Source organism: Streptomyces sp. Je 1-332 (assembly GCF_040730185.1).
Taxonomy (GTDB): Bacteria; Actinomycetota; Actinomycetes; order Streptomycetales; family Streptomycetaceae; genus Streptomyces.
Window position 1 is genome coordinate 6,883,452 of sequence record NZ_CP160402.1, and the last position, 22,633, is coordinate 6,906,084.

The following is a 22,633-nucleotide window of genomic DNA, read 5'->3' on the forward strand; positions in this document are numbered from 1 at the left end:
TCTTCGGCCATCAATCAGATCACTCCGTTCGACTTGAGCAGGCGCAGTTCCTCGTCGCCGAGGCCCAGCTCACCGACGAAGACCTCCGCGTTGTGCTCGCCGAGGAGCGGCGAACTGACCACGTCGACGGGGGAGTCCGACAGCTTCAGGGGGGAGCCGACCGTGGTGAAGGAGCCGCGCCGCGGATGCGCGACCTCGACGACCATCTCGTTCGCGGACAGCGAGGCGTCCTCGATGATCTCCTTGGTGGAGAGGATCGGGCCGCACGGGATGTTGTGTGCGTTGAGCCGCTCGAGGACGTCCCACTTGGGGAGCGTCGCGGACCACTCCTCGATCAGCTGGAACATCTTGCCGAGCTTGGGAAGCCGGGCCTCCGGGGTGGCCCATTCGGGGTCCTCGGCGAGCTCGGGGCGCCCGATGAGCTCGGTGAGCGGCTGCCAGCCCACGGGCTGCACGATGACGTACACGTAGTCGTTCGGGCCACCCGGCGCGCACTTGACCGCCCAGCCGGGCTGCCCGCCGCCGGACGCGTTGCCGGAGCGCGGCACCTCGTCCCCGAAGTCCTCGTTCGGATACTCGGCGAGCGGTCCGTGGGCCAGGCGCTGCTGGTCGCGCAGCTTGACCCGGCACAGGTTGAGCACCGCGTGCTGCATGGCGACGTTCACGCGCTGCCCGCGACCGGTGTTCTCCCTCTGGAAGAGGGCGGCAAGAATGCCGGCGACGGCGTGGATGCCGGTCCCGGAGTCGCCGATCTGGGCGCCGGTCGCGAGCGGCGGGCCGTCCTCGAAGCCCGTGGTCGACATGGAGCCGCCCATGGCCTGTGCCACCACTTCGTAGGCCTTGAAATTGGTGTACGGGCCGTCTCCGAAGCCCTTGATCGAGGCGTAGACGATCCGGGGGTTGATCTCCTGGATGCGTTCCCAGGTGAAGCCCATCCGGTCCACGGCGCCGGGCCCGAAGTTCTCGACCATCACATCGGAGCGCCGGATCAGCTCCGTCAGGAGCTCCTTGCCGCGCTCCGTCTTGGTGTTGAGGGTGATGCTCCGCTTGTTGCAGTTGAGCATCGTGAAGTAGAGCGAGTCGACGTCCGGGAGATCACGCAACTGCTTGCGCGTGATGTCCCCGGAGGGGGCCTCGAGCTTCACCACGTCCGCACCGAGCCAGGCGAGCAGCTGGGTGGCGGACGGCCCGGACTGGACGTGTGTCATGTCGAGGACGCGTACGCCCTCAAGAGCCTTGGTCGTCATCGCACGGGCTCCTCACTTGTACATGGTCTGGTTCATGGTTCCGGGGGCGTACGCGTCCGGATCGACCCATACGTTGATCAGCGAGGGCTTGCCCGACTCGCGCGCCCGCAGCAGAGCGGGGCCGATGTCGGCGGGGTCGCGGACCTCTTCGCCGTGACCGCCCAGCATCTGGGCGAACTTGTCGTAGTGGACGTCTCCGAGGGTGTTGCCGATCCGCTCGCGCTCCTCGCCGTATTTGGCCTTCTGGCCGTAACGGATCTGGTTCATCGAGGAGTTGTTGCCGACGATCCCGACGAACGGCAGGTTGTAGCGGACGAGCGTCTCGAAGTCCCACCCGGTCAAGGAGAAGGCGCCGTCTCCGAAGAGGGCCACCACCTCCTTGTCGGGCCGCGCCTGCTTGGCGGCGAGCACGAAGGGGACGCCGACGCCGAGCGTGCCGAGCGGGCCCGGGTCCATCCAGTGGCCCGGCGACTTGGGCTGCACGACCTGTCCGGAGAAGGTGACGATGTCGCCGCCGTCGCCGATGTAGATGGAGTCTTCGGTAAGGAAGTCGTTGATTTCGCTCACGAGACGGTAGGGGTGGATGGGCGCGGCGTCGGACTTCAGGTTCGGCAGCCGCTTCTCGATCGCCGTCTGCTCGGCGGCACGCAGCTCGTCGAGCCACTCCTTGCACTTGGAAGCGCCGCCGTTGAGCCGCCCGGACGCCGCCTCGGTGACCGACTTCAGGATCAGTCCCGCGTCACCGACGATCCCCAGATCGATGTCCCTGTTCTTGCCGACGGTGCGGTAGTCGAGGTCGATCTGCACGACCGTCGCGTCCGGGGAGAGCCGCTTCCCGTAGCCCATACGGAAGTCGAAGGGTGTCCCCACGATGACGATGAGATCGGCGTTGGAGAAGGCGTAGCGCCGCGAGAGCTGGAAGTGGTGGGGGTCCCCGGGGGGCAGGGTCCCGCGGCCCGCGCCGTTCATGTAGGCGGGCACGTTCAGGGCCCGCACGAGCTCGATGGCGGACGCGGTGCCCCGCGTCGTCCAGACCTGGCTGCCGAGCAGGATCGCGGGCTTCTCGGCGTGCGCGAGCAGGTCGGCGAGCTTCTCGATGGCCTCGGGGTCGCCGGCCGAGCGGGTGGACGCGCGGTACTGCCCGGCCTGCGGCACCCGGGCCTTGTCCACCGGCACCTTGGCGTCGAGCACATCGCGCGGTATCTCCAGGAAGGACGGTCCGGGAGCGCCGTGGAAGCACTCGCGGAAGGCCATCGAGACCATGTCGGCGGCGCGTGCCGTGTCCGGCACGGTCGCGGCGAACTTGGTGATGGGCGTCATCATGTCGACGTGCGGAAGGTCCTGCAGTGACCCCATCTTGTGCTGGGTGTGCGCTCCCTGGCCGCCGATCAGCAGCATGGGGGACTCGGCGCGGAAGGCGTTCGCCACACCCGTGACGGCGTCCGTGGTTCCCGGCCCCGCCGTCACCACCGCGCATCCCGGCTTACCGGTGAGGCGCGCGTAACCGTCGGCCGCGTGGGCGGCGACCTGCTCGTGGCGTACGTCGACGACATCGATCCCCTCGTCGACGCAGCCGTCGTAGATGTCGATGATGTGGCCGCCGCACAAGGTGTAGATGACCTCCACACCCTCTGCTTTGAGTGCCTTGGCGACCAGGTGCCCACCGGAGATGTGGGTCTGGTTCGTGTCGCTGCTGCCGTCGGACATGGCGAAGTCCTGTCCCTTCGTAGGGGAGTTGGAGCTCTCAGATGCTGCTCGCACACTGCTCGGAGGTGCTCTCGCGGTAGATTGCATACAGTCGACGAATACTGTATGAAGCTTGTTATCCCGCATCCGGTCAGTGGTGTCCAGGGGGCGTGCGGCACTTTTCGGAGGCGGGGGGTTCGCTCCCCGGAACGACACGGCGTCAGGAGCCGGAATGGACCTGTTCGAGCACCAGGCAAGGGAACTCTTCGAGGAACACGGCATCTTGGTGCCGCGTGCGGAGGTCGCCGAGTCGGCGAAGGAGGCACGCGCGGGCGCCGAACGCCTCGGCGGCCGCGTCGTCGTCAAGGCCCAGGTGAAGACCGGCGGACGCGGCAAGGCCGGCGGCGTCAAGGTCGCCGCGAACCCGGCCGCCGCCGAGATCACGGCACGTCAGATCCTCGGCATGGACATCAAGGGCCACACCGTGCACAAGGTGATGGTGGCCCAACCCGTGGAGATCGCATGCGAGTTCTACGTCTCGTACGTACTGGACCGCACGGCGGGACGCTTCGTGGCGATCGCGTCCGCCGAGGGAGGCATGGACATCGAGGAGGTGGCGGCGAGCAGGCCGGAAGCAGTCACGCGCGTGGAGATCGATCCGGCAACGGGAGTGAGCGAGGCGAAGGCGGCCGAGATCGCCGCAGCGGCGGGACTCCCCGAGGCCACCGCCGACGTACTGGTCAAACTGTGGCAGGTGCTGATCCGCGAGGACGCGCTCCTCGTCGAGGTGAACCCCCTCGTCCGCACCGCCCAGGGAGAGATCCTCGCCCTCGACGGCAAGGTCACCTTGGACGACAACGCCCGCTTCCGCCAGGCACGCTGGGGTGCGGACGACTCCGCCCACGACGACCCCCTGGAGGCGGCGGCCGCGTCCAAGGGCCTCAACTACGTCAAGCTCGACGGCGAGGTCGGCATCATCGGCAATGGCGCGGGCCTCGTCATGTCCACTCTCGACGTGGTCGCGGGCTGCGGAGCGCGCCCCGCGAACTTCCTCGACATCGGGGGCGGCGCCTCCGCCCAGATCATGGCCGACGGCCTCTCCGTCATCCTTTCCGACCCCGCGGTCAAGTCCGTCTTCGTCAATGTCTTCGGCGGCATCACCGCGTGCGACGCCGTCGCCGACGGCATCGTCCAGGCGCTGGAATCGGTCCAGTTGACCAAGCCGCTCGTCGTCCGCCTCGACGGCAACAACGCCGTGCGGGGCCGCGCCATCCTCGACGCGCGCTCCCACCCCCTCGTCCAGCAGGCCCCCACCATGGACGGCGCCGCACGCCGCGCCGCCGAACTCGCGGGTCACACCAACGCAGCCTAAGGAGCCGGGACATGGCGATCTACCTCACCAAGGAGAGCAAGGTCCTCGTCCAGGGCATGACCGGCGCCGAGGGCATGAAGCACACCCGCCGCATGCTCGCGGCGGGCACGGACATCGTCGGAGGCGTCAACCCCCGCAAGGCCGGCCGGACCGTCGACTTCGACGACCGCGCCGTCCCCGTCTTCGGCTCCGTCCGCGACGGCATCGAGGCCACGGGCGCCGACGTCACCGTGGTCTTCGTGCCTCCCGCCTTCTCCAAGGCGGCCGTCACCGAGGCCGCCGACGCCGGTATCGGCCTCGCTGTGGTCATCACGGAGGGCATCCCCGTGCACGACTCCGTCGCCTTCCACGCGTACGCCAAGGAGCGCGGCACGCGCGTCATCGGACCCAACTGTCCCGGGCTCATCACCCCCGGCCAGGCCAACGCGGGCATCATCCCCGCCGACATCACCAAGCCCGGACGCGTCGGCCTGGTCTCGAAATCGGGCACGCTCACCTACCAGCTCATGTACGAACTGCGCGACGTCGGCTTCTCCACCTGTGTCGGCATCGGCGGCGATCCCGTCGTCGGCACCACGCACATCGACTGCCTCGCCGCCTTCGAGGACGACCCCGACACCGAACTGATCGTGCTCATCGGTGAGATCGGTGGTGACGCGGAGGAACGCGCTGCCGCCTACATCAAGCAGTCCGTCAGTAAACCCGTCGTCGCCTACATCGCCGGCTTCACCGCACCCGAGGGCAAGACCATGGGCCACGCGGGAGCCATCGTCTCGGGCTCGTCCGGCACCGCGCGCGCGAAACAGGAGGCGCTGGAGGCAGCCGGGGTACGCGTCGGCGCCACACCGACGGAAACCGCCCGCCTCGTTCTCGACCAACTCGGGGCATGAGGCATCCCGCCTCGTTCTCAGCCCGTACGAGCCATGCACCTCCCGCCCCGATCTGTGCACCGTGAGCGGAGACATACGAATGGCACCCACCCTCCCCAACCCTCGCGTCCTCAAGGCCGGTACCGCCTGGAGCGAAGCCTGGCGCCGCTGCATCGCCGTCGCGCCCGAGGCCTTCCGCGACGACCGCGTCCTCAATCTCTGGAACGGCGCATGGCAGGCGGACGGCCGCGCCCTCCCCGCCACATCACCCGTCGACGGCAGCCCCATCGCGGGCCCGCCACGCCTCGACTCCGCCACCGCCCAGCAGGCCGTACGCGCCTCATTCGACCAGCACCGGGCCTGGCGTCACATCCCGTTGGACGAACGGCGAGCCCGCGTAGCCGCCACCCTCGACGCTCTCACCGAGCACCGTGAACTGCTCGCCCTCCTCCTCGTCTGGGAGATCGGCAAGCCCTGGCGCCTCGCCCAGGCCGATGTCGACCGGGCCATCGACGGCGTGCGCTGGTACGTCGACGGCATCGAACCGATGGTCGACGGGCGGACCCCGTTGGACGGTCCCGTATCCAACATCGCGAGCTGGAACTACCCGATGAGCGTGCTCGTTCACGCAGTGTTGGTACAGGCACTCGCGGGCAACGCGGTCATCGCCAAGACCCCGACCGATGGCGGCGTCGCCTGTCTCACCCTGGCCTGCGCGCTGGCCGCCCGCGAAGGGATCCCCGTCACCCTCGTCAGCGGCAGCGGCGGGGAACTGTCCGAAGCGCTGGTCCGCGCACCGGAAATCGGCTGCGTCTCCTTCGTCGGCGGACGTGACACGGGCGCCGCCGTCGCCACCGCCGTCGCCGACCTCGGCAAGCGGCACATCCTCGAACAGGAAGGACTGAACACCTGGGGCATCTGGAACTACAGCGACTGGGAAGCGCTCAGCGCCGTCATCCCCAAGCTCTTCGACTACGGCAAGCAGCGCTGCACCGCGTATCCGCGTTTCGTCGTCCAGCGGGGCCTTTTCGACGAGTTCCTCGCCGCCTATCTCCCGGCCGTGCGCACCGTCCGCGTCGGTCACCCCCTGGCGGTCGAACATGCCGAGGACCCGTTCCCGCAGCTGGACTTCGGCCCGCTGATCAACGCGGCCAAGGCGAAGGAGCTGGGCGACCAGGTGGCGGAGGCGATCGACCGCGGTGCCGTGCCGTTGTACCGCGGCGCTCCCGCGGCGGACCTCTTCCTGCCGGGCCAGGACACCGACGCGTACGTCCACCCCGTCACGCTCCTCAACCCGCCGCCGTCCTCGCCGCTGCACCACGCGGAGCCGTTCGGTCCGGTCGACACCATCGTCCTCGTCGACACGGAGGCGGAGCTGCTCGCCGCCATGAACGCGTCGAACGGGGCGCTGGTCGCCACGCTGTCGACCGACGACGCCGCGACGTACGAACGTCTCGCGCCGCAGATCCGCGCGTTCAAGACCGGCCGGGGAAAGCCGCGTTCGCGCGGTGACCGGGATGAGCTGTTCGGCGGGTTCGGCGCGTCATGGCGCGGAGCGTTCGTCGGCGGCGAGCTGCTGGTGCGGGCGGTCACCCACGGCCCGGCGCTGGAACGGCCGCCGGGGAACTTCCCGAGTTACCACCTGATGGCGTGAACCGGGCTCCGATGGCGTGAGCCCGGGTGCGGCAGGGGGTCGGTTGCCTAGCCGATGCCCTGCCGGTCGGGCAGCAGTGCGAACGCGCGGTCCGCCGCTTCCGGGATCGTGCGTTCCACGGTCTGCGTGAGCAGCTCGCGGTGGCGCAGGAGCGGCTCTCCGCGCTCCTCGGGAACGAGCCGCAGCAGGTCGTCCAGGCCGGCCAGCATGCGTCGGGTGACCTGCGGGTTGCCGACCGCGCACCCCCGGATCTCGGCGAACCCGAGATCCACGAGCGCGGCCCAGTCCGGCACGGGCTGCACCATGCGCACGGCCCCGCGCCGGTCACGGTGGCGCAGGGCGCCCAGTGGATACCCGGCCACCGAGGCCAGGAACTGGATGATGCGGTCAAGGGCCTGCACGGCGGTGGTCGGGTCGTTCACCGCGGGGGAGAGGGCCCGCAGCGCGATGTCGGCGAGCTGGCGAAGACCGAACCCGAGGTCCTGGTGGAAGGTGCGCTCCACGCCCACGTACACCGTGTACCGCAGTGCCCGGCGGGGCGGCGCCGCCCCGCCGTGGACGGTGAACACCGGGGTGCCCGGCACCACGAAGTCCCCGATGCGTGGCAGCAGCCGCAGCACCACACCGTGGCGGCCGGCCGCTCGCACCACGCGGGCGATGTGCACGTCCCGCAGCACACCGGCCCGCCCCTGGTGAGTGATCCGGGCGGTCGCGGGGCCGAGGTGCTCGTCGTCCGGCGCGCCTTCGGTCGGGTGTTTCGCCGCCACCCGCAGCGACTCCCGGGCGATCCGGTCGATGACGAAGCTGATCCGCATCATGCGGAGCGTGCCGTTCACGTACGCCACGAAGAGCACCAGGCTCAGGAACACCATGGCCATCGCCAGGAGGGACTCGAGCAGCGGCACGTTCGTCAGGAGCCGCGGATCCGTCTCGCTGTCGAAGGACGTCAGCGTCATCAGCGAGAAGAGGAACGTCGCCAGGAAGACGGTGAGCGTGGTCTTGGTGATCCGCGACCTGATGTACAGCCGCACCACCCGCGGGCTGAACTGCCCGCTCGCCATCTGCACGGCCACCAGGGAGATGCTGAAGACGACGCCGATGAAGGTCATCATCGCCGAGCCGATGGTCTTGATCACCTCCTTGGCGTCCTCGGCGATCCCGATCATGTTCTCGAGAAGTTCGTACTCCCCGGCGTCCTGCGCCGACGACACGATCTGGCTGTCCAGCTCCGACGCGACGAACCACAGCACCACGGCCCCCACGAGCCCGGCCGTCGGAGCGAACCACATGGTGTCCCGCAGATGCTCCCGCAGCGGGGACAGCAACCGAGGCCGCCGTACCTTCACGCCGCCGAGCGTTCCCGTAATCAAGCCGTCACTCATGGTGAGACTCTAGATGCGCCGGAACGGGCCGCCGGGTATCCGCCCGCCGACGGACGGATACGCAGGTGAAAGGCACTCCGAAAGCTTGGTATTGTTGTCCATGTCGCCGCGGGGAACACCCCGCGAACGGCAGACACCTAGTCCGGGTGGCGGAATGGCAGACGCGCTAGCTTGAGGTGCTAGTGCCCTTTATCGGGCGTGGGGGTTCAAGTCCCCCCTCGGACACCAGCCAGACCCCACGGCCTCTCTGAGGCCGTGGGGTTTTGTCATGCCTCCAAGAGCGGCATGACAGGACAGGCGTGGCGGATCAGGCGGTGGCTTCCGACGTCGGGCGCGGGTCGGTCTCCGTCTCGGCGGCGTCGGTCCCGGTGTCCACCTGGCGTACCGGAATGAACGCCGCGACCACCGCCGCCGCGAGGCCCACCCCGCAGCCCATCAGCATGGCGGCCCGGAAGCCGTTCTCCGACGGCAGGAGATGACCGCCGAAGTCCGTCGTCATCTGGGCAAGGACCACACCGATCACGGCTGCCGCTGCCGAGCTGCCGATCGAACGCATCAGGGTGTTGAAGCTGTTGGCCGACGCGGTCGCCGACTGGGGCACCGCGCTCATGATCAGGGCGGGCATGGCGCCGTACGCGAGGCCCACACCCGTGTTGCAGATGAGCGTCACGACCAGCAGGCCCCAGGTCGAACCCATCAGAAGCAGGGAGGAGCCGTAGCCGACAGCGATGACCAGGGCCCCGGCCGACAGCGTCACCTTGGGGCCGCGGGCGGCCGAGAGCTTGGCGCCGAGCGGTGCGAGGGCCATCATCATCAGGCCGGCCGGGGCCATCCACAGACCCATGGCCATCATCGACTGGCCAAGGCCGTAGCCGGTGGCCTCGGGCAGCTGAAGCAGCTGGGGCACGACGAGCGACTGGGCGTACATCGCGAACCCGACGAGCACCGAGGCCGCGTTGGTCATCAGGACCTGCGGCCGGGCGGTGACGCGCAGGTCGACCAGCGGCTCGTCGCTGCGCAGCTCCCACCGGCCCCAGGCCAGCAGGACGACGGCCGACGCGGCGAACAGGCCGAGGGTGGTACCGCTCGTCCAGCCCCAGTCGGAGCCCTTGGACACGGCGAGCAGCAGGCAGACGAGACCGCTGCCCAGGCCGATCGCGCCCAGGGCGTCGAAGCGGGCCGACCCGGTCGCCAAGCGTCCCGCCGGCACGAACAGCCAGGCCAGGAGGGCGACCAGGAGACTCAACGCGGCGGCGACCCAGAACAGCACACGCCAGCTGGCGTTCTCGGCGACGGCCGCGGCGAACGGCAGGCCGAGCGCACCGCCCACGCCCATGGACGCGCTCATCAGGGCGATGGACGAGCCGAGCTTCTCGGGCGGCAGTACGTCACGCAGGAGGCTGACGCCCAGCGGCACCACGCCCATGCCGAGGCCCTGCAACCCCCGGCCGACGATCATCGGCACCACGGAGGAGGCAAGGGCGCAGACCACCGACCCCGCGACGAGCGGCACCACGGAGACGAGCAGCATTCGCCGCTTGCCGTACATGTCACCGAGCCGCCCGGCCACAGGTGTCGCCACCGCCGCCGAGAGCAGGGTGGCCGTGACCACCCACGAGGCGTTCGACGGGCTGGTGTCGAGCATGCGGGGGAGGTCGCCGATCAGGGGCACCACCAGCGTCTGCATGACCGCGGCCACGATGCCCGCGAGGGCGAGTACCCCGACGACGCGCCCCGGGCGGACGTCGGGTTTCGAGCTGACCACTGGCTTCTCCTTCGGCTTTCCGGGCGGCGCCGGACGGGACCCGGGCGGCTTCCGGACGAACGCGTGACCTGAGACGGCCCCGCGATGTGCACTATACATATGAAGTGCATGATGCATATGCCGGATAGAATGCCCGCATGGACAAGCCCGGTCGTCGTATGGACAAGCCCGCTGGCCGCACGGAGAAGCCCGTTCGGCAGGTCGAATTCGAGACGATGCTGCTCGGTCGGCACTCGCATCTGTTCAACCCGCGCGCCCGCTCTTCGGGCGGGCGCCTCGACCGGAGCGCGTACATCCTGCTCAGCCGCATCCAGATGGACGGCCCCATGTCCATCGGCCAGCTCACCGACGCCTTCGGCCTCGACGCGTCCACGCTGAACCGGCAGACCGCGGCCATGCTGCGCGGCGGTCTCGTCGAGCGCATCCCCGACCCCGACGGCGGCATGGCCCGCAAGTTCCGCATCTCCGCCGAGGGCGCGCGGCAACTCGACGCCGACCGAGCCGAGTACACCCAGGGCCTTGAGAAGGTCATGGACAGTTGGTCGCCGGAGGATGTGGCGTCGTTCGCCGCGCTGCTCCAGCGCTTCAACAGCGACATCGAGCGCCTGGAGGGGCACCCCTGGCCGCGCCCGTGAACCCGCCCGCGCGCCCCCTCGTACCTCCGAACGGGCGATCGCGGGCCCGGGTCGTCCGCCGTACCGGCGCGAGGGCGTAACGGCGCCTGTCGTACCGGCGTGACGTGGGGCCGCTGCGCGGGACACGGGCGGCCCTGCGCCCGTCGGGAGGCCGAGTGTCCGACGATGATGCAAGAAGTCGATCGGAGAACTCGATGGCGATCGGAGAACTCGATGCTCATCAGACGGCAGCGCCCCGCGGCGGCCCGCCACCCTGCCGCGGCGCCGCGAGCGTCCGGTCACGGTGGTGCTCCGCTTGCCGACGGCCGGCCCCGACCGGAGGGCCGCCCCCGGCTACGCCTCATACGCCTGCGGCAACGCGCCCCCTTGGTCGGCGGTCACCCGTGCACAGGCCACCGCCCCGAGGCCGGCTTCGAAGTCACCGCCCACCTGCCGCCGCACCCCGAGAACACGGAAGAGAAACGCACTACATGACCCTCCGCGTCCTGCTTGCCGACGACCAGGCCCTCCTCCGGGCGACCTTCCGCATCCTGATCGACTCCTGCGACGACATGGAGGTGGTCGCCGAGGCCACCGACGGCGATGAAGCCATCGAGCTCGCCCGGACCCACCTCCCCGACCTCGCCCTCGTGGACATCGGCATGCCCAGCACGGACGGCCAGGACGCGACCGCCCTGATCTGCGCCGCCCCGGAGCTCGCCGCCACCCGCGTCCTCGTCCTCACGACCGCCGAGACCGGCGAGCACGTGGCCCAGGCCCTGCGCGCGGGCGCGAGCGGATTCCTCGGCAAGGACGTGGGCGTCGAAGAACTCCTCGACGCGATCCGGACCGTGGCCGCGGGCGACTCGCTGCTCTCCCCGACGGCCACGCGCGCCCTCGTGACGCGCTTCCTCACCACCCCCGAGGCCGGCGACCACCTGGCGCCGCCCGAGAGCCTCGCCGCGCTCACCGACCGCGAGCGGGAGGTGATGGTCCTGGTCGCCGAGGGGAAGTCGAACGCCGAGATCGCCGAACTGCTCTCCGAAAGCCCGCAGACCGTGCGCACCCACGTGCGGCGCGCCATGGCCGGGCTCGACGCCCGCGATCGCGCCCAACTGGTCGTCATCGCCTACCAGTCGGGCCTCGTCCGCCCTGCGCCACCCCTGTGCTGAACCCGGGCATCCGCGAGGCCGTCCCTCACTTCTTGAGCCCGTCCATCGCCGCACGTGTGTCGGACGTGAGCATCTCCTCGACCTCCGAGGCGGTCGGCGGCTCGGTCTTGTCGTCCGCGCCGCCGTAGTAGCTCCAGCGCGTCTCGATCGTGAACCAGCCGTCGCGCACGGCGAGGGTCATGCCGTTGAGATCGTCATCGTCGGAGCCGCTCGTGTCGGTCACCAGGTACGCCTCGTCACCGATGCCGCTCACGGCCTTGGTCTTGTAGGTGTACGTCTTCTGCGACTGGTCCTCGTAGGCCTTCTGCTCCGAGGCGAACTCGCCCTTCGGGTCGGTGGCCTTGTGCCAACGGGCGGTGGAGGAGACGTAGATGCTCGAATAGGTGTCGGCGCCCGCCTCCGGGTCCTTGAGCTTGCGGCTGCAGTAGCTCTGGTCGAAGCCCTTCTGCCGGGTGCCGTAGTGGGTGGTGGCGGTGGAGTCCGAGTCGAGCTCGTACTTCTTCTTGAAGGCGTCGAGCGGGGAGACGTCGCAGAGGTTCTTCGTGTACTGGTATCCGGCGAGGTCAGCCTTCGCCTCGTCGCCGCCGCTGCCGCTGTCGGAGCCGAGGTTGCCGGTGGCGAAGAGCGCTCCCGCCCACAGGGCCGACGCGACCACGACACCGCCGATTCCCCACACCCAGCCGGGCGTGGGCTTACGCGGTCCTGCCGGGGGCGCCGGAGGTGCGGGCGGCTGGCCATAGGGGCCGGCCTGCTGTCCGTACGGGTTCGGTGGCTGGCCGAAGGGCTGAGGGGAGGCCTGGGGCGGAACCGTGCCCGGGGGCTGCTGATACGGATTCGGGGCCTGCTGGTATGGGTTGGGCTGATTTGGCTGGTGGGGCTGGGGATTCGGTATCGACATAGGCGGCAATGTACCGCTGGGCTCGGGGCGGGCGGAGGTGGCCCGTACCTGGTCGTCCCCGGGGTGGCCTGTTCAAGTAAGGTCACCCTTAGCTATGTGTACGCAGTGCATCCCTGGAGGCTCCCCCATGCCGCTCACCGCTCCTCCCGACGGGGCCACCCGCCGGCCGCCCCGCATCCCCCGGCCGCTGCCGGTCGAGCGTGTGGACAGTGCGTGGGTGGGCCGGGCCGTGGAGCGTGGCGACTTCTGGGGTGCCGTGCGGACGGCGGGCGGGGCACCGGTCGTCGAGCCCGACCCGCAGGGCGACGACGAGTACCGGGTGGTCACCTTCCTGTGGCGCGGCACGGACGCGACCCGAGCGGTCCTCGTCATGCCGAACAAGATCGTCGACCCCCGCGACATGGCCGCCAACCTGATGGAGCGGGTGCCGGGAACGGACATCTGGCACTGGTCGATCCGGATGCGCGCGGACTGGCGGGCGACGTACAGCCTGTGCGTGGACGAAGGGGGCGGCCCTCGGCGACCCGAGGGCGATTACTGGCCCTGGCTGCGCCGGCAACAGCGCTCCGATCCCCTCAACCCGCGTACGCTGACGCGTCGTTGGGGCGGCGAGCCGGTCTCGTGTGTCGAGCTGCCGCAGGCTCCGGCCGGCGACGACTGGCAGCGCCGCGAGGGCGTGGCGCGCGGCACCGTCAGCACGCACACGGTCCGCAGTGAACTCCTCGGCAACGAGCGGCGGGTGCATCTGTACGAGCCGCCGGGTGGCGGACGCGACCTGCCCGTCATGGTCCTGATGGACGGCGAGATGTGGCAGCCGGGCCTGGACGTCGCTTCCCTCCTCGACAACCTCATCGCCGACGGCCGCATCCCGCCGCTGGCCGCCGTGCTCCCCGAATCCCTGGGCGCGGACCAGCGCTGGGACGAACTCGCCTGCAACGAACGGTTCGTCGGGTTCCTGGAGACCGAGCTGCTGCCCTGGGCGGGCGACCTGCTTTCCCTGACCGGCGATCCCGCACGGACCGTCGTCGCCGGTCAGAGCCTCGGCGGCCTCACCGCGGCATACGCGGCCGTCGTCGCGCCGGGGCGCTTCGGCCGCGTCCTCGCGCAGTCGGGGTCCTTCTGGTGGCCGGATGGCCCGGACCTCGAACGCTCCGAGTGGCTGACCGCCCGTATCGCCGAGAGCGAGCGGCTGCCGGTCCGGTTCTGGCTGTCGGCGGGCGAGCAGGAGTGGGTGGCGCTACCCGCCATGCGCAGGCTGCGTGCCACGTTGCGCGAGAAGGGTTACGAGGACGCCGTGTACCGCGAGTTCAACGGCGGCCACGACTACTTGTGCTGGCGTACGGAACTGGCGGACGGGCTGGTCGGGCTGCTGGGCACGGAGTCCGCGGGCGAGCCCTCGGCGGGGGCCGCTGCCGCGTAGGCGTGGGCGTAGGCCTCGGGGGCGTGGGCGTAGGCCTCGTGGGTGGGGTCGGCGTCCTGTGGTTCTGTCCCGGGGACCTACGAAGCCGGGGGCTTCGCCGTGGCGACTGCTGCCGCGTAGCCCTCGGGTGCGGTGACGTCCCGTACCGTCCAGCCTCGGACGTCGAGGGGTGTGGGGCCCGTGCCCACCAGGAGCGATGCCATGCCGCTACCGGCGAGGCCCTCGCCCGTTCCCTTGAGACAGGCCTCCTTGCGGGTCCAGCAACGGGCGAAGGCCAACGGCCTTTCATCAGAGGGGAGTTCGGCCAGCTCCGACTGCTCCCGGTGGTGCAGGGACGCCGCCACGTCCGCCATCGTGCTCGCGGACGGGAGTCTCTCCACGTCGGCACCGACCGGGCGGTCCGCGAAGGCGAGCAGCGCCAGGCCCTGCGTATGGGAGAGGGAGAAGTGCGGGCCCGCCCCTCCGGCGACGGCGGGGCGGCCGTGCGGCTCACCGCACAGCGGGCACGGCAGCCGCACCAGCTCCACCGCCGCCGGATCGACGCAGAGATACGCGCCGAGCCGCAGACGGAGCGCGGTGTGCGCCGCCGCGTACAGCTCCTGGTCCGCCGGGCGCCGCAACGCCGCGGCCCGGCGCCGCTCCGCCGCGTCGAGGAGCGACACGTCGAGCGGGGCCGGGCGGACGAACTGGATCTCCGTCACGCGGGCGGGTCCTGGAGGCGAGCCACACAACGACCGTACGTCTCCGGTCCGTACACCGTGGCCCATCCCTCGGGTGTGGCGCGGAAGACCGGCCACAGGGAGTGCTCCCCGAGCGCGTTCTCCAGGACCAGGTGGGTCGGCTCGGTGTCGGCGTCGGTGTTCACCGCGTCGAAGGGGCCGGGCGTGGTCGTCATGCGTGGTCCAGCTCCTTGAGGCGGGCGGCGAGTACGGCACAGACCTCGTCGAGGCGGCGCGGCTGGGTCAGCTCCGGGTGCAGGCAGTCCACGTCGTGGTTGATGATCGCACCGGTGACGTACGGCGCCCAGGCGTCCCGCGTCAGCCAGTCCTCGGCGCGCGGCGCGGCGGCCGTGAAGAACAGGGCGTCGCCGTCGAAGGGGCGGTGGTCGTGCTCGCGCATCAGGCGGGCGTTGTTGACGACGATGTCGAGGACCGCCGACAGGGTCCTGTCCGGCAGGCCGGCCAGGGCGCTGCCTTCGCGCTGGAGCGTGGCCAGGACGTCCTCGCGGGTCAGCTCGTGCGTCAGGTCGTAACCGGCCATCCGTAGCAGCGCCTTGAGGGCGTCCGACTCGGCGGGGACCGCGGCGTCGCGCCACTGGTCGGAGGGGTAGGCGTCGAGCAGCGCGAGCAACTCGACCTCCTCGCCCGCCTCTTGGAGCAGCACGGCGACCGTGTGGGCGAGGACACCGCCCACCGACCAGCCGACCAGCCGGTAGGGGCCGTGCGGGCGCACGGCCCGCAGCGCGTCCACGTACTCCGCCGCCAGCTCCTCCATGGTGGCCGGGAGCTCACCCTCGCCGTGCAGGCCGCGCGCCTGGAGGCCATACACCGGCTGCCCGGGGTCGAGTCGCGAGAGCAGACCCGAGTAGCACCAGCTCATGCCGCCCGCCGGGTGGAAGGCGAACAGCGGGGTGCGGTCGCCGCCCGCGCGCAGCGGAAGCAGTACGTCCAGGGCGTGGTCGGCCTCGCTGCGGTCGGCGTCCAGGTGGGCGGCGAGCGCCGCCGGGGTCTGCGCCTGGAAGAGCGTGCCGATGGTGAGCTCGGCGCCCAGCGTGTCCCGGACCCTGGCGACCAGACGGGCCGCCAGGAGCGAAGTGCCGCCCAGGTCGAAGAAGGCGTCGTCCACGCCGAGTTGGGGCACACCGAGGATCTCTGCGAAGAGCCGGGTGAGCGTCTCCTCGCGGTGGCCGCTCGGCACCCGGCCGCCGTCGCCGCACCCCTCGAAGGCGGGGGCGGGCAGCGCGCGCCGGTCCAGCTTGCCGTTCGGGCTGAGCGGGAAGTCGTCGAGGACGAGGATGGCGCCCGGCACCATGTAGTCGGGCAGTGTGCGGGCGAGCCCTGCGCGCAGCTTCTCGGGGTCGGGAACGGCTCCGGTGTCGGAGGGCGTCACGTACCCCACGAGCCGCTGGTCGCCCGGCCGGTCCTCGCGGACCAGCACGCTGGCCGCGCCCACCGCAAGATCGGCGGCCAACTCGGCCTCGATCTCACCCAGTTCGATGCGCAGGCCCCGCAGCTTGACCTGGTGGTCGGTGCGGCCCAGGTACTCGATCTCGCCGTGCTCGGTCCAGCGCGCCAGGTCGCCCGTGCGGTACATGCGGGTGCCGGGCGGACCGTAGGGGTCGGCGACGAAGCGGGACGCGGTCAGTTCGGGCCGCCCCAGGTACTCGGTTGCCAGCTGGGTCCCTGCCAGGAACAGCTCGCCCTGGATGCCGGGAGGGCACGGCTGGAGCGCCGCGTCCAGGACGTACAGGCGCGTGTTCCAGACGGGCTTGCCGATCGGGACCGGGCCCGTCGCGTCGGTGTCGCACGGGTGGTACGTCACGTCGACGGCGGCCTCGGTCGGACCGTAGAGGTTGTGCAGCGGTACGCCGTCCAGTACGCGCCCGAACTCCCGCACCGTCTCGCGCGGCAGCGCCTCGCCGCTGCAGAAGACGTGCCGCAGGCCGACACAGTCCGCGGCGGCGGGCTCGGACAGGAACACCTGGAGCATCGAAGGGACGAAGTGGCAGACGGTGACGCCCTGTTCGCGGATGACGCGCGCCAGATATGCCGGGTCCTTGTGGCCGCCGGGTTCGGCGATGACGAGCGTCGCGCCCACCCGCAGCGCCCAGAAGAACTCCCACACCGACACGTCGAATCCGGACGGCGTCTTCTGCAACACCCGGTCACCGGCGGCGAGTTCGTACTCGGACTGCATCCAGCGCAGCCGGTTGTCGATCGCCGAGTGCGGCACGACGACACCCTTGGGGCGGCCGGTAGAACCGGACGTGTAGATGACGTAGGCGGGGTGGTGCGGGGTGAGCGCGCGCGGCGGGTCGTACGTGCCGTACGGCGCCGTGTCCAGGCGGTCCAGGGCGACGATCGGCACACCCGAAGCGGCGGGCACCCGGTCGGCGCGGTCGGCGATCACGCAGGCGGGACCGGCGTCCTGAAGCATGTACGCGAGACGGTCCGCCGGATAGTCCGGGTCCAGCGGGAGATAGGCGCCGCCCGCCTTGAGCACGGCGAGGAGCGTGACCACCAGGTCGAGCGAGCGGGGCACGGCGACCGCCGCGAGCGCGCCCGGACGTACGCCGACCTCGATGAGATGGTGGGCGAGGCGGTTGGCGCGGGCGTTCAGCTCGGCGTAGGTGAGCTCCTGGTCGCCGAAGACCAGGGCGGTGGCGTGCGGGGTGCGGACGGCCTGGCCCTCGATCGGGCCGATCAGCGTGGTGGGCGGCAGCGGCTGCGCGGTGGCGTTGAACTCCTCCGTGACGAGGGGCAGTTCCACACGGCGCGCGATCGTGTGCTCGGCCAGCGGCGTGTGCGGGCCCGCGTCGGCGACGCGCTCCAGGAGTTCCATGAACCGCGCCTGGTGGACGGCGAGTTCGTCCGGCTCGTACAGGGCGGGGTTGCCGTCGTAGTCGATGCGCAGGCCGCTGCCGTCGGCGCGGTCGTAGACGTTGACCGTGAGGTCCTCGACCGGGCCCGCCGACAGGTTGTGGGCGTCGGTTCGGGCGCCCGCGAAGGTCAGGCCGTAGTCGAACGGCATGACGTTGACCAGCGGGCCGACCAGGGACCGGCCCTCGCCGAGGAGGCCCAGGTCCCGGCGGATGTCCTCGTAGCGGTACCGCTGGTGGCGGCGGGCGGCGCGGATGCCGAGCACGACCTGCCGGGTCAGCTCGGCGAAGGTGGCCTGCGGGGTCACGGTGAGCCGCAGCGGCAGCACGTTCATCACCATGCCGGGCACGCGCAGCGCCACCGATCCCATGCGGCCCATCATCGGCAGGCCGAGTACCACCTCGGCGGAGCCGGTGGCCCGCGAGACGTACAGGGCCTGCGCGGCGACGAGCACCTCCGGCCAGGTCGCCCGCATCGAGGACGCCGACTCGCGCAGCCGCGAGGTCGCCTCGGGGGAGAGGCGGGCGCTGCAGCGGTGGAAGGTGCGGGAGGGCAGCGCGGTGCGCCCGGCCAGGTTGGGGGCGTCGGGGCGGTCGGCGAAGGCACCGTCCCAGTAGCGGCGGTCCGTCTCGAACGTCTCGGACGCGCGGTACGCGGTGTCCTCCGCGACCAGGTCCTCAAGGCGCCCGAACGGGCTCTCGCCCGGCTCCTGGCCCGCGGCGAACGCGGTGTAGACCTCGGCGGTGCGGCGGGCGAGCAGCGAGTAGCCGAAGCCGTCCATCACGATGTGGTGCACCCGCTGGTACCACAGCCAGCGCTCGTCGCCGACGCGGAACAGCGCGTGCGCGAACAGCGGTCCTGCCGCCAGGTCGAACGGCGTGGCCAGGTCCTCGCGCATCCACGCCTGCGCCTCGGCGTCCGGGTCGGACGCGGCACGCAGGTCGCGCACCTTCAGCGGTAGCGTCGGATCGGCTACCGCCAACTGAGCTGGCCCGTCGGCCCCTTCGATGATCCTCACGCGCAACGCGTCGGCCTCGGACACCACCTGACGCAGCGTCCGCGCGAAGACGGACGGGTCGATGGGACCGTGGATCTCCAGGCACTCCGCCGTGTTCTGGGCCGGACTGCCGGGGTCGAGCGCCTGCGCGAACCACATGCCCGACTGGGCAGCGGTGAGCCTCATGCCGAGGCTCCCAGAATCGGTGCCCAGGCCTCGATGGCGGGCTGTTCGGCCAGGTCCACGAAGGTCGCGGTGATGTCGTGATCGCGGCGCCACCGCTCGATCAGCGACATGATGCGCACCGAGTCGAGGCCGTAGTCGACGAGGTTCTCGTCGACGGGGATGTCGGCCGGGTCCTCGCCCAGGACGTCGGCGACGTCGGCCCGTATGAGTTCCACGGTCAGCGCCATGTCAGATCCCCTTCAGAACAGCGTCGGTGGTGGTGACGACCGCGCACCGGCCTGCCGCGTAGCGCAGCGCCATGTCGTGGTCGGCGCGGGAGAAGTCGGCCACGGCGTCCGCGACGACGAACGCCTGCACGTCCCGCATCCATGCGTCGCAGGCCGTCATCAGGACACCGATGTGCGCGTACACACCGACGACGACGATCTGGTCCCGGCCCGCCTCGCGCATGCGCTCCTCGAGGTCGGTGCGGACGTACGCGCTGTACTTCCACTTCGTGAGCACCGTGTCGCCGGGCTCCGGCGCGACCGGGCCCGCGATCGCCTTCGCGTGCTCGTCGTCGGGAAGGCCGGGGCCCCAGAAGTCCTGCTGGAGACCGCGCTCGGCCGGCGTCTGGCCGCCCGGCTGGGCGGAGTACAGGACGGGAACGCCGGACGCACGCGCCGCCTTCGCCAACTCGCCGACGTTGGCGAGGAGTTCCGTGGTCGGCGAGGTGCCGGGCGTGTAGGCGGTCAGGAAGTGGTTCTGCAGGTCATGGACGAGCAGCACCGCACGCTGCGGGTCGATGGTCCACGCGACCCGGTTGTCGGGCAGCTCCTCGGGCGAGGGCATCGGGTACGGCGTGACGGCGGGGAGCGCCATGGTGGGGCCTTTCGGGAAACTCAGGAAAGCTGGGTGCATCGGGGTGCTGCCGGGCAGAGGTCAACTGCCCGGAGCCGCGGCGGTCGTCCGCTGGTCCTTCTTGCTGATCTTGCCGATGCCGGTCTGCGGGAAGGCGTTCACGAACTCGACCCGGTCGGGCACCTTGTACGCGGCGAGACCGCGCTCCCGCACGAACTTCTTGATCACGACGGGCTTGAGCGGTTCGGTGTCCGCGCGCAGGATCACGTACGCGAGGGTCCGCTCGCCGAGATACTCGTCGGGGACGGCGACGACCGACACGTCATGGACGTGGGGGTGGGCGAGGATGATGTTCTCGACCTCCTCCGGCGCGATCTTCTCGCCGCCGCGGTTGATCTGGTCCTTCGCCCGGCCCTCCACCACCAGATGCCCGGTGGGGGTGCGGCTGACGATGTCGCCGGTGCGGTAGAAGCCGTCGGCGGTGAACGAGCGTGCGTTGTGCTCGGGCGCGCGCCAGTAGCCGCGGATGGTGTACGGGCCGCGGGTCAGCAGATGGCCCGCCTCGCCGTCCGGCACGTCCTGGTCGAGGTCGTCGACGATGCGCACCTCGTCGTCCGGGGAGATCGGACGGCCCTGGGTGGTGACGATCGTCTCCGCCGGGTCGTCGAGCCGCGTGTAGTTGACCAGGCCCTCGGCCATCCCGAAGACCTGCTGAAGGGTGCAGCCGAGCGCGGGTGCGACCCGGCGCGCCGCCGACTCGCTGAACTTCGCACCGCCCACCAGGAGCACCTCGAGGCTGGAGATGTCGTACGGAGTGCTGCGCCCCGCGTCCGTCCACACCAGGGCGAGCGGCGGGACGAGACCCGTGATCGTCACCCGTTCCCGCTCGATGAGCGGGAACGCGGTGTCCGGGTCGGGCTGCGGGCACATCACGACACGGCCGCCCGCGTACAGCAGACCGAGCGAACCGGGCGAGGAGAGCGGGAAGTTGTGGGCCGCGGGCAGCGCCACGAGGTAGACGGAGTCCTCCGTCACCCCACAGAGCTCGTTCGAACCCCACAGCGAGTACATGTAGTCGTCGTGGGTGCGGGGGATCAGCTTGGGCACACCGGTGCTGCCGCCCGACAGCTGGAGGAACGCGAGGTCGGAGGGCTCGGGCCCGTCGATCTCGATCGGCTCGCTCGGCACGTCGGCGAGTGCGGTGTGCTCGCCCGGGTCGCCCACCACGAACACGTCGCGCAGCGTGGGCACTTCGGCGCGGACCTTGGACGCGAGGTCACGGTGGTCGAAGCCGCCGAGCCGGTCCGGTATCACGTAGGCGACGGCCTCGGTGAACTCGCAGAAGTAGTGGATCTCCGTCTCGCGGTGTGCGGGCAGCGCGAAGACCGGCAGGGCGCCGATCCGGAAGAGCGCGAAGATCACCTCGAAGAACTCGGCGACGTTCGGCAACTGGACGACGACCCGGTCGCCCTTGCCGATGCCACGAGCGGCGAACCCCGCGGCCAACTGATCGGCGCGCACGTCGAGTTCGCCGTACGTCCAGTTGCGGTCCCCGTCGGTGATCGCGACCCGCGCGGGGTGTGCGTCGGCGCGCTCGCGGAGCATGCCGCCGAAGGTCTCGCCGCGCCAGTACCCGGCGGCGCGGTACCGCTCGGCGAAGACCTCCGGGATGCGCGGCGCGTCCACGCGGCTCTCTGCCGTCGTCATCGGTCGACCCCCACCGCATCGAGGAACGTACGGAACTTGGCGCCCGTCTCGGCGCGTTCGGCCTCCGGCGAGGAGTCGGCGACGACGCCCGCGCCCGCGAAGAGCCGCAGCCGTCCGGCGCCGTCCTGCGTCTCCTCGGCCTCCGCGCAGCGGATCGTGACGACCCACTCGCCGTCGCCGCGCGCGTCGCTCCATCCCACCATTCCGGTGTAGTGACCGCGGCCGAAGGGCTCCAGCTCCCCGATCACGTCACGGGCGTGCCCGGTAGGGGTACCGCAGACAGCCGGAGTCGGGTGCAGGGCGGTGGCCAGCTCCAGGGCGGAGGTGGCCGGCTCGGCGAGATCGCCGGTGATGGTCGTCGACAGGTGCCACATGGTGGCGGTGCGGACCAGGGTGGGCCGCTCCGGCACGTCGAGGTCGGTGCAGAACGGGGCGAGGGCCTTGTGCACGGCGTCCACGACGACCGCGTGCTCGTGCAGGTCCTTCGCCGATTCGAGCAGCGCGGCAGCCCGGCGCACGTCCTCGGCGAGATCGGCGGAGCGGGGCGTCGAACCGGCCAGCGGGTTCGCGGTCAGGCGACTGCCGTGCCGCGAGACGAGCAGCTCCGGGCTGGCGCCGAGGAGGGTGCGGCCCGCGCCCGACGGTACGGCGAAGGAGTAGCCGCGCGGGTCGCGCCGTGCCAGGCGCTGGAGCATCGCGGGCAGGTCGAGCGGTCCTTGCGTGGACAGCTCCAGGGTGCGGGCGAGGACGACCTTGTCGAACTCACCGCTCTTCATGCGGGCGACGGCGGCCTCGACCGACGCGGCGTACTCCGCGCCCGAGGGGACCTCGCGCACCTGCCAGCCGCCGGCCGTCGCGGGCGGCGGCGTGGGCAGCGCCACGAGCGGGTCGGTGCGCAGGGCGGGCGCCCAGCGCGCCGCTTCGGGCACCGCGAGCACGGCGGGCTCGGCGGGGTCGAAGGGGATGGAGCCCACCACGACCGGGGCGTGGTTGCCCGCGCGCAGCTGCGCGCCGAGGGTGGCGGCGACCCGCTCCGTCAACGGCCGCTCGTCGTGCGGCACTTCGGCGGCCGTGCCGTGGGCGAGGAGGGTGCGGGTGGGCGACGCGAAGAACCGGGTGTCGCCGGGTCGGTAGGCGTCGAGCAGCGCGGTCGCCGCGCCGACGGCCCCGGGGGTGGTGGGGGCGGCGTCTGCGACCACGTCGTTGGGGGGTGTCACGGATGACT

At 71.0% G+C, this 22,633-nt stretch carries 18 protein-coding genes and 1 tRNA gene; 7 read left to right on the top strand and 12 right to left on the bottom strand.

Annotated elements, in window-relative coordinates:
- Nucleotides 1-14: 14 nt before the first annotated feature.
- Together frc and ABXJ52_RS31005 are read right to left on the bottom strand one after the other, a co-directional pair.
- Nucleotides 15-1,247, bottom strand: a complete 1,233-nt coding sequence (gene frc, locus ABXJ52_RS31000; protein WP_367046501.1) for a formyl-CoA transferase — start codon at nucleotides 1,245-1,247, stop codon at nucleotides 15-17.
- 12 nt (nucleotides 1,248-1,259) lie between these two features.
- The gene (locus ABXJ52_RS31005) at nucleotides 1,260-2,954 is read right to left on the bottom strand and encodes a thiamine pyrophosphate-binding protein (RefSeq protein WP_367046503.1); all 1,695 of its coding nucleotides are present in this window, start codon (nucleotides 2,952-2,954) and stop codon (nucleotides 1,260-1,262) included.
- 211 nt (nucleotides 2,955-3,165) lie between these two features.
- On the opposite strand from ABXJ52_RS31005, the gene sucC reads away from it, so the two are divergent.
- From sucC to ABXJ52_RS31020, 3 genes are all read left to right on the top strand, one after another.
- Entirely contained in the window at nucleotides 3,166-4,305 is a 1,140-nt protein-coding gene (sucC, locus tag ABXJ52_RS31010) for an ADP-forming succinate--CoA ligase subunit beta (RefSeq protein ID WP_367046505.1), read from the top strand.
- Nucleotides 4,306-4,316: 11 nt separating this feature from the next.
- A complete protein-coding gene (gene sucD / locus ABXJ52_RS31015; RefSeq protein WP_367046507.1) occupies nucleotides 4,317-5,195 on the top strand; it encodes a succinate--CoA ligase subunit alpha in 879 nt (292 codons plus the stop codon).
- A gap of 79 nt (nucleotides 5,196-5,274) precedes the next feature.
- On the top strand, nucleotides 5,275-6,828 hold the full coding sequence (locus tag ABXJ52_RS31020) for an aldehyde dehydrogenase family protein (RefSeq protein ID WP_367046509.1): 1,554 nt from the start codon (nucleotides 5,275-5,277) through the stop codon (nucleotides 6,826-6,828).
- Nucleotides 6,829-6,875: 47 nt separating this feature from the next.
- Here ABXJ52_RS31020 and ABXJ52_RS31025 read toward each other — a convergent pair whose 3' ends face one another.
- Nucleotides 6,876-8,210, bottom strand: a complete 1,335-nt coding sequence (locus ABXJ52_RS31025) for a DUF2254 domain-containing protein (protein WP_367046511.1) — start codon at nucleotides 8,208-8,210, stop codon at nucleotides 6,876-6,878.
- A gap of 140 nt (nucleotides 8,211-8,350) precedes the next feature.
- On the opposite strand from ABXJ52_RS31025, the gene ABXJ52_RS31030 reads away from it, so the two are divergent.
- Nucleotides 8,351-8,438: transfer RNA gene (locus tag ABXJ52_RS31030), tRNA-Leu, on the top strand.
- Nucleotides 8,439-8,517: 79 nt separating this feature from the next.
- Here ABXJ52_RS31030 and ABXJ52_RS31035 read toward each other — a convergent pair.
- Nucleotides 8,518-9,975 carry an MFS transporter gene (locus ABXJ52_RS31035; protein WP_367046513.1) on the bottom strand — a complete coding sequence of 486 codons (1,458 nt, stop codon included), beginning with the start codon at nucleotides 9,973-9,975 and terminating at the stop codon, nucleotides 8,518-8,520.
- Nucleotides 9,976-10,133: 158 nt separating this feature from the next.
- On the opposite strand from ABXJ52_RS31035, the gene ABXJ52_RS31040 reads away from it, so the two are divergent.
- On the top strand, nucleotides 10,134-10,610 hold the full coding sequence (locus tag ABXJ52_RS31040) for a MarR family transcriptional regulator (protein WP_367049400.1): 477 nt from the start codon (nucleotides 10,134-10,136) through the stop codon (nucleotides 10,608-10,610).
- A 470-nt stretch (nucleotides 10,611-11,080) separates the two neighbouring features.
- The gene (locus ABXJ52_RS31045; protein ID WP_367046515.1) at nucleotides 11,081-11,761 is read left to right on the top strand and encodes a response regulator transcription factor; all 681 of its coding nucleotides are present in this window, start codon (nucleotides 11,081-11,083) and stop codon (nucleotides 11,759-11,761) included.
- Nucleotides 11,762-11,786: 25 nt separating this feature from the next.
- Here the strand turns inward: ABXJ52_RS31045 and ABXJ52_RS31050 are convergent, their stop codons facing one another.
- Nucleotides 11,787-12,659: a hypothetical protein gene (locus ABXJ52_RS31050; RefSeq protein WP_367046517.1), complete on the bottom strand. Its 873-nt coding sequence runs from the start codon at nucleotides 12,657-12,659 to the stop codon at nucleotides 11,787-11,789.
- Between the two features lie 127 nt (nucleotides 12,660-12,786).
- Between ABXJ52_RS31050 and fes the strand changes: the two genes are divergently transcribed.
- Nucleotides 12,787-14,079 carry an enterochelin esterase gene (gene fes / locus ABXJ52_RS31055; protein WP_367046519.1) on the top strand — a complete coding sequence of 431 codons (1,293 nt, stop codon included), beginning with the start codon at nucleotides 12,787-12,789 and terminating at the stop codon, nucleotides 14,077-14,079.
- Nucleotides 14,080-14,156: 77 nt separating this feature from the next.
- Here the strand turns inward: fes and ABXJ52_RS31060 are convergent, their stop codons facing one another.
- Genes ABXJ52_RS31060 through dhbC form a run of 7 tightly spaced genes read right to left on the bottom strand, consistent with a single transcriptional unit; the run spans nucleotide 14,157 to nucleotide 22,625 of the window.
- On the bottom strand, nucleotides 14,157-14,780 hold the full coding sequence (locus tag ABXJ52_RS31060; RefSeq protein ID WP_367046521.1) for a 4'-phosphopantetheinyl transferase superfamily protein: 624 nt from the start codon (nucleotides 14,778-14,780) through the stop codon (nucleotides 14,157-14,159).
- Entirely contained in the window at nucleotides 14,777-14,974 is a 198-nt protein-coding gene (locus ABXJ52_RS31065) for an MbtH family NRPS accessory protein (RefSeq protein ID WP_367046522.1), read from the bottom strand. Before ABXJ52_RS31065 ends, ABXJ52_RS31060 begins: the two co-directional genes overlap by 4 nt.
- The gene (locus ABXJ52_RS31070) at nucleotides 14,971-18,861 is read right to left on the bottom strand and encodes an amino acid adenylation domain-containing protein (RefSeq protein ID WP_367046524.1); all 3,891 of its coding nucleotides are present in this window, start codon (nucleotides 18,859-18,861) and stop codon (nucleotides 14,971-14,973) included. The genes ABXJ52_RS31065 and ABXJ52_RS31070 overlap by 4 nt, the downstream gene beginning before the upstream one ends.
- Entirely contained in the window at nucleotides 18,858-19,088 is a 231-nt protein-coding gene (locus ABXJ52_RS31075) for a phosphopantetheine-binding protein (RefSeq protein ID WP_367046526.1), read from the bottom strand. Before ABXJ52_RS31075 ends, ABXJ52_RS31070 begins: the two co-directional genes overlap by 4 nt.
- Nucleotide 19,089: 1 nt before the next feature.
- Nucleotides 19,090-19,722, bottom strand: a complete 633-nt coding sequence (locus tag ABXJ52_RS31080; RefSeq protein WP_367046528.1) for an isochorismatase family protein — start codon at nucleotides 19,720-19,722, stop codon at nucleotides 19,090-19,092.
- 60 nt (nucleotides 19,723-19,782) lie between these two features.
- Nucleotides 19,783-21,408, bottom strand: coding sequence for a (2,3-dihydroxybenzoyl)adenylate synthase (locus tag ABXJ52_RS31085; RefSeq protein ID WP_367046529.1), 1,626 nt, complete (start codon nucleotides 21,406-21,408; stop codon nucleotides 19,783-19,785).
- Nucleotides 21,405-22,625, bottom strand: coding sequence for an isochorismate synthase DhbC (gene dhbC / locus ABXJ52_RS31090; protein WP_367046531.1), 1,221 nt, complete (start codon nucleotides 22,623-22,625; stop codon nucleotides 21,405-21,407). The genes ABXJ52_RS31085 and dhbC overlap by 4 nt, the downstream gene beginning before the upstream one ends.
- Between the last annotated feature and the right edge of the window lie 8 nt (nucleotides 22,626-22,633).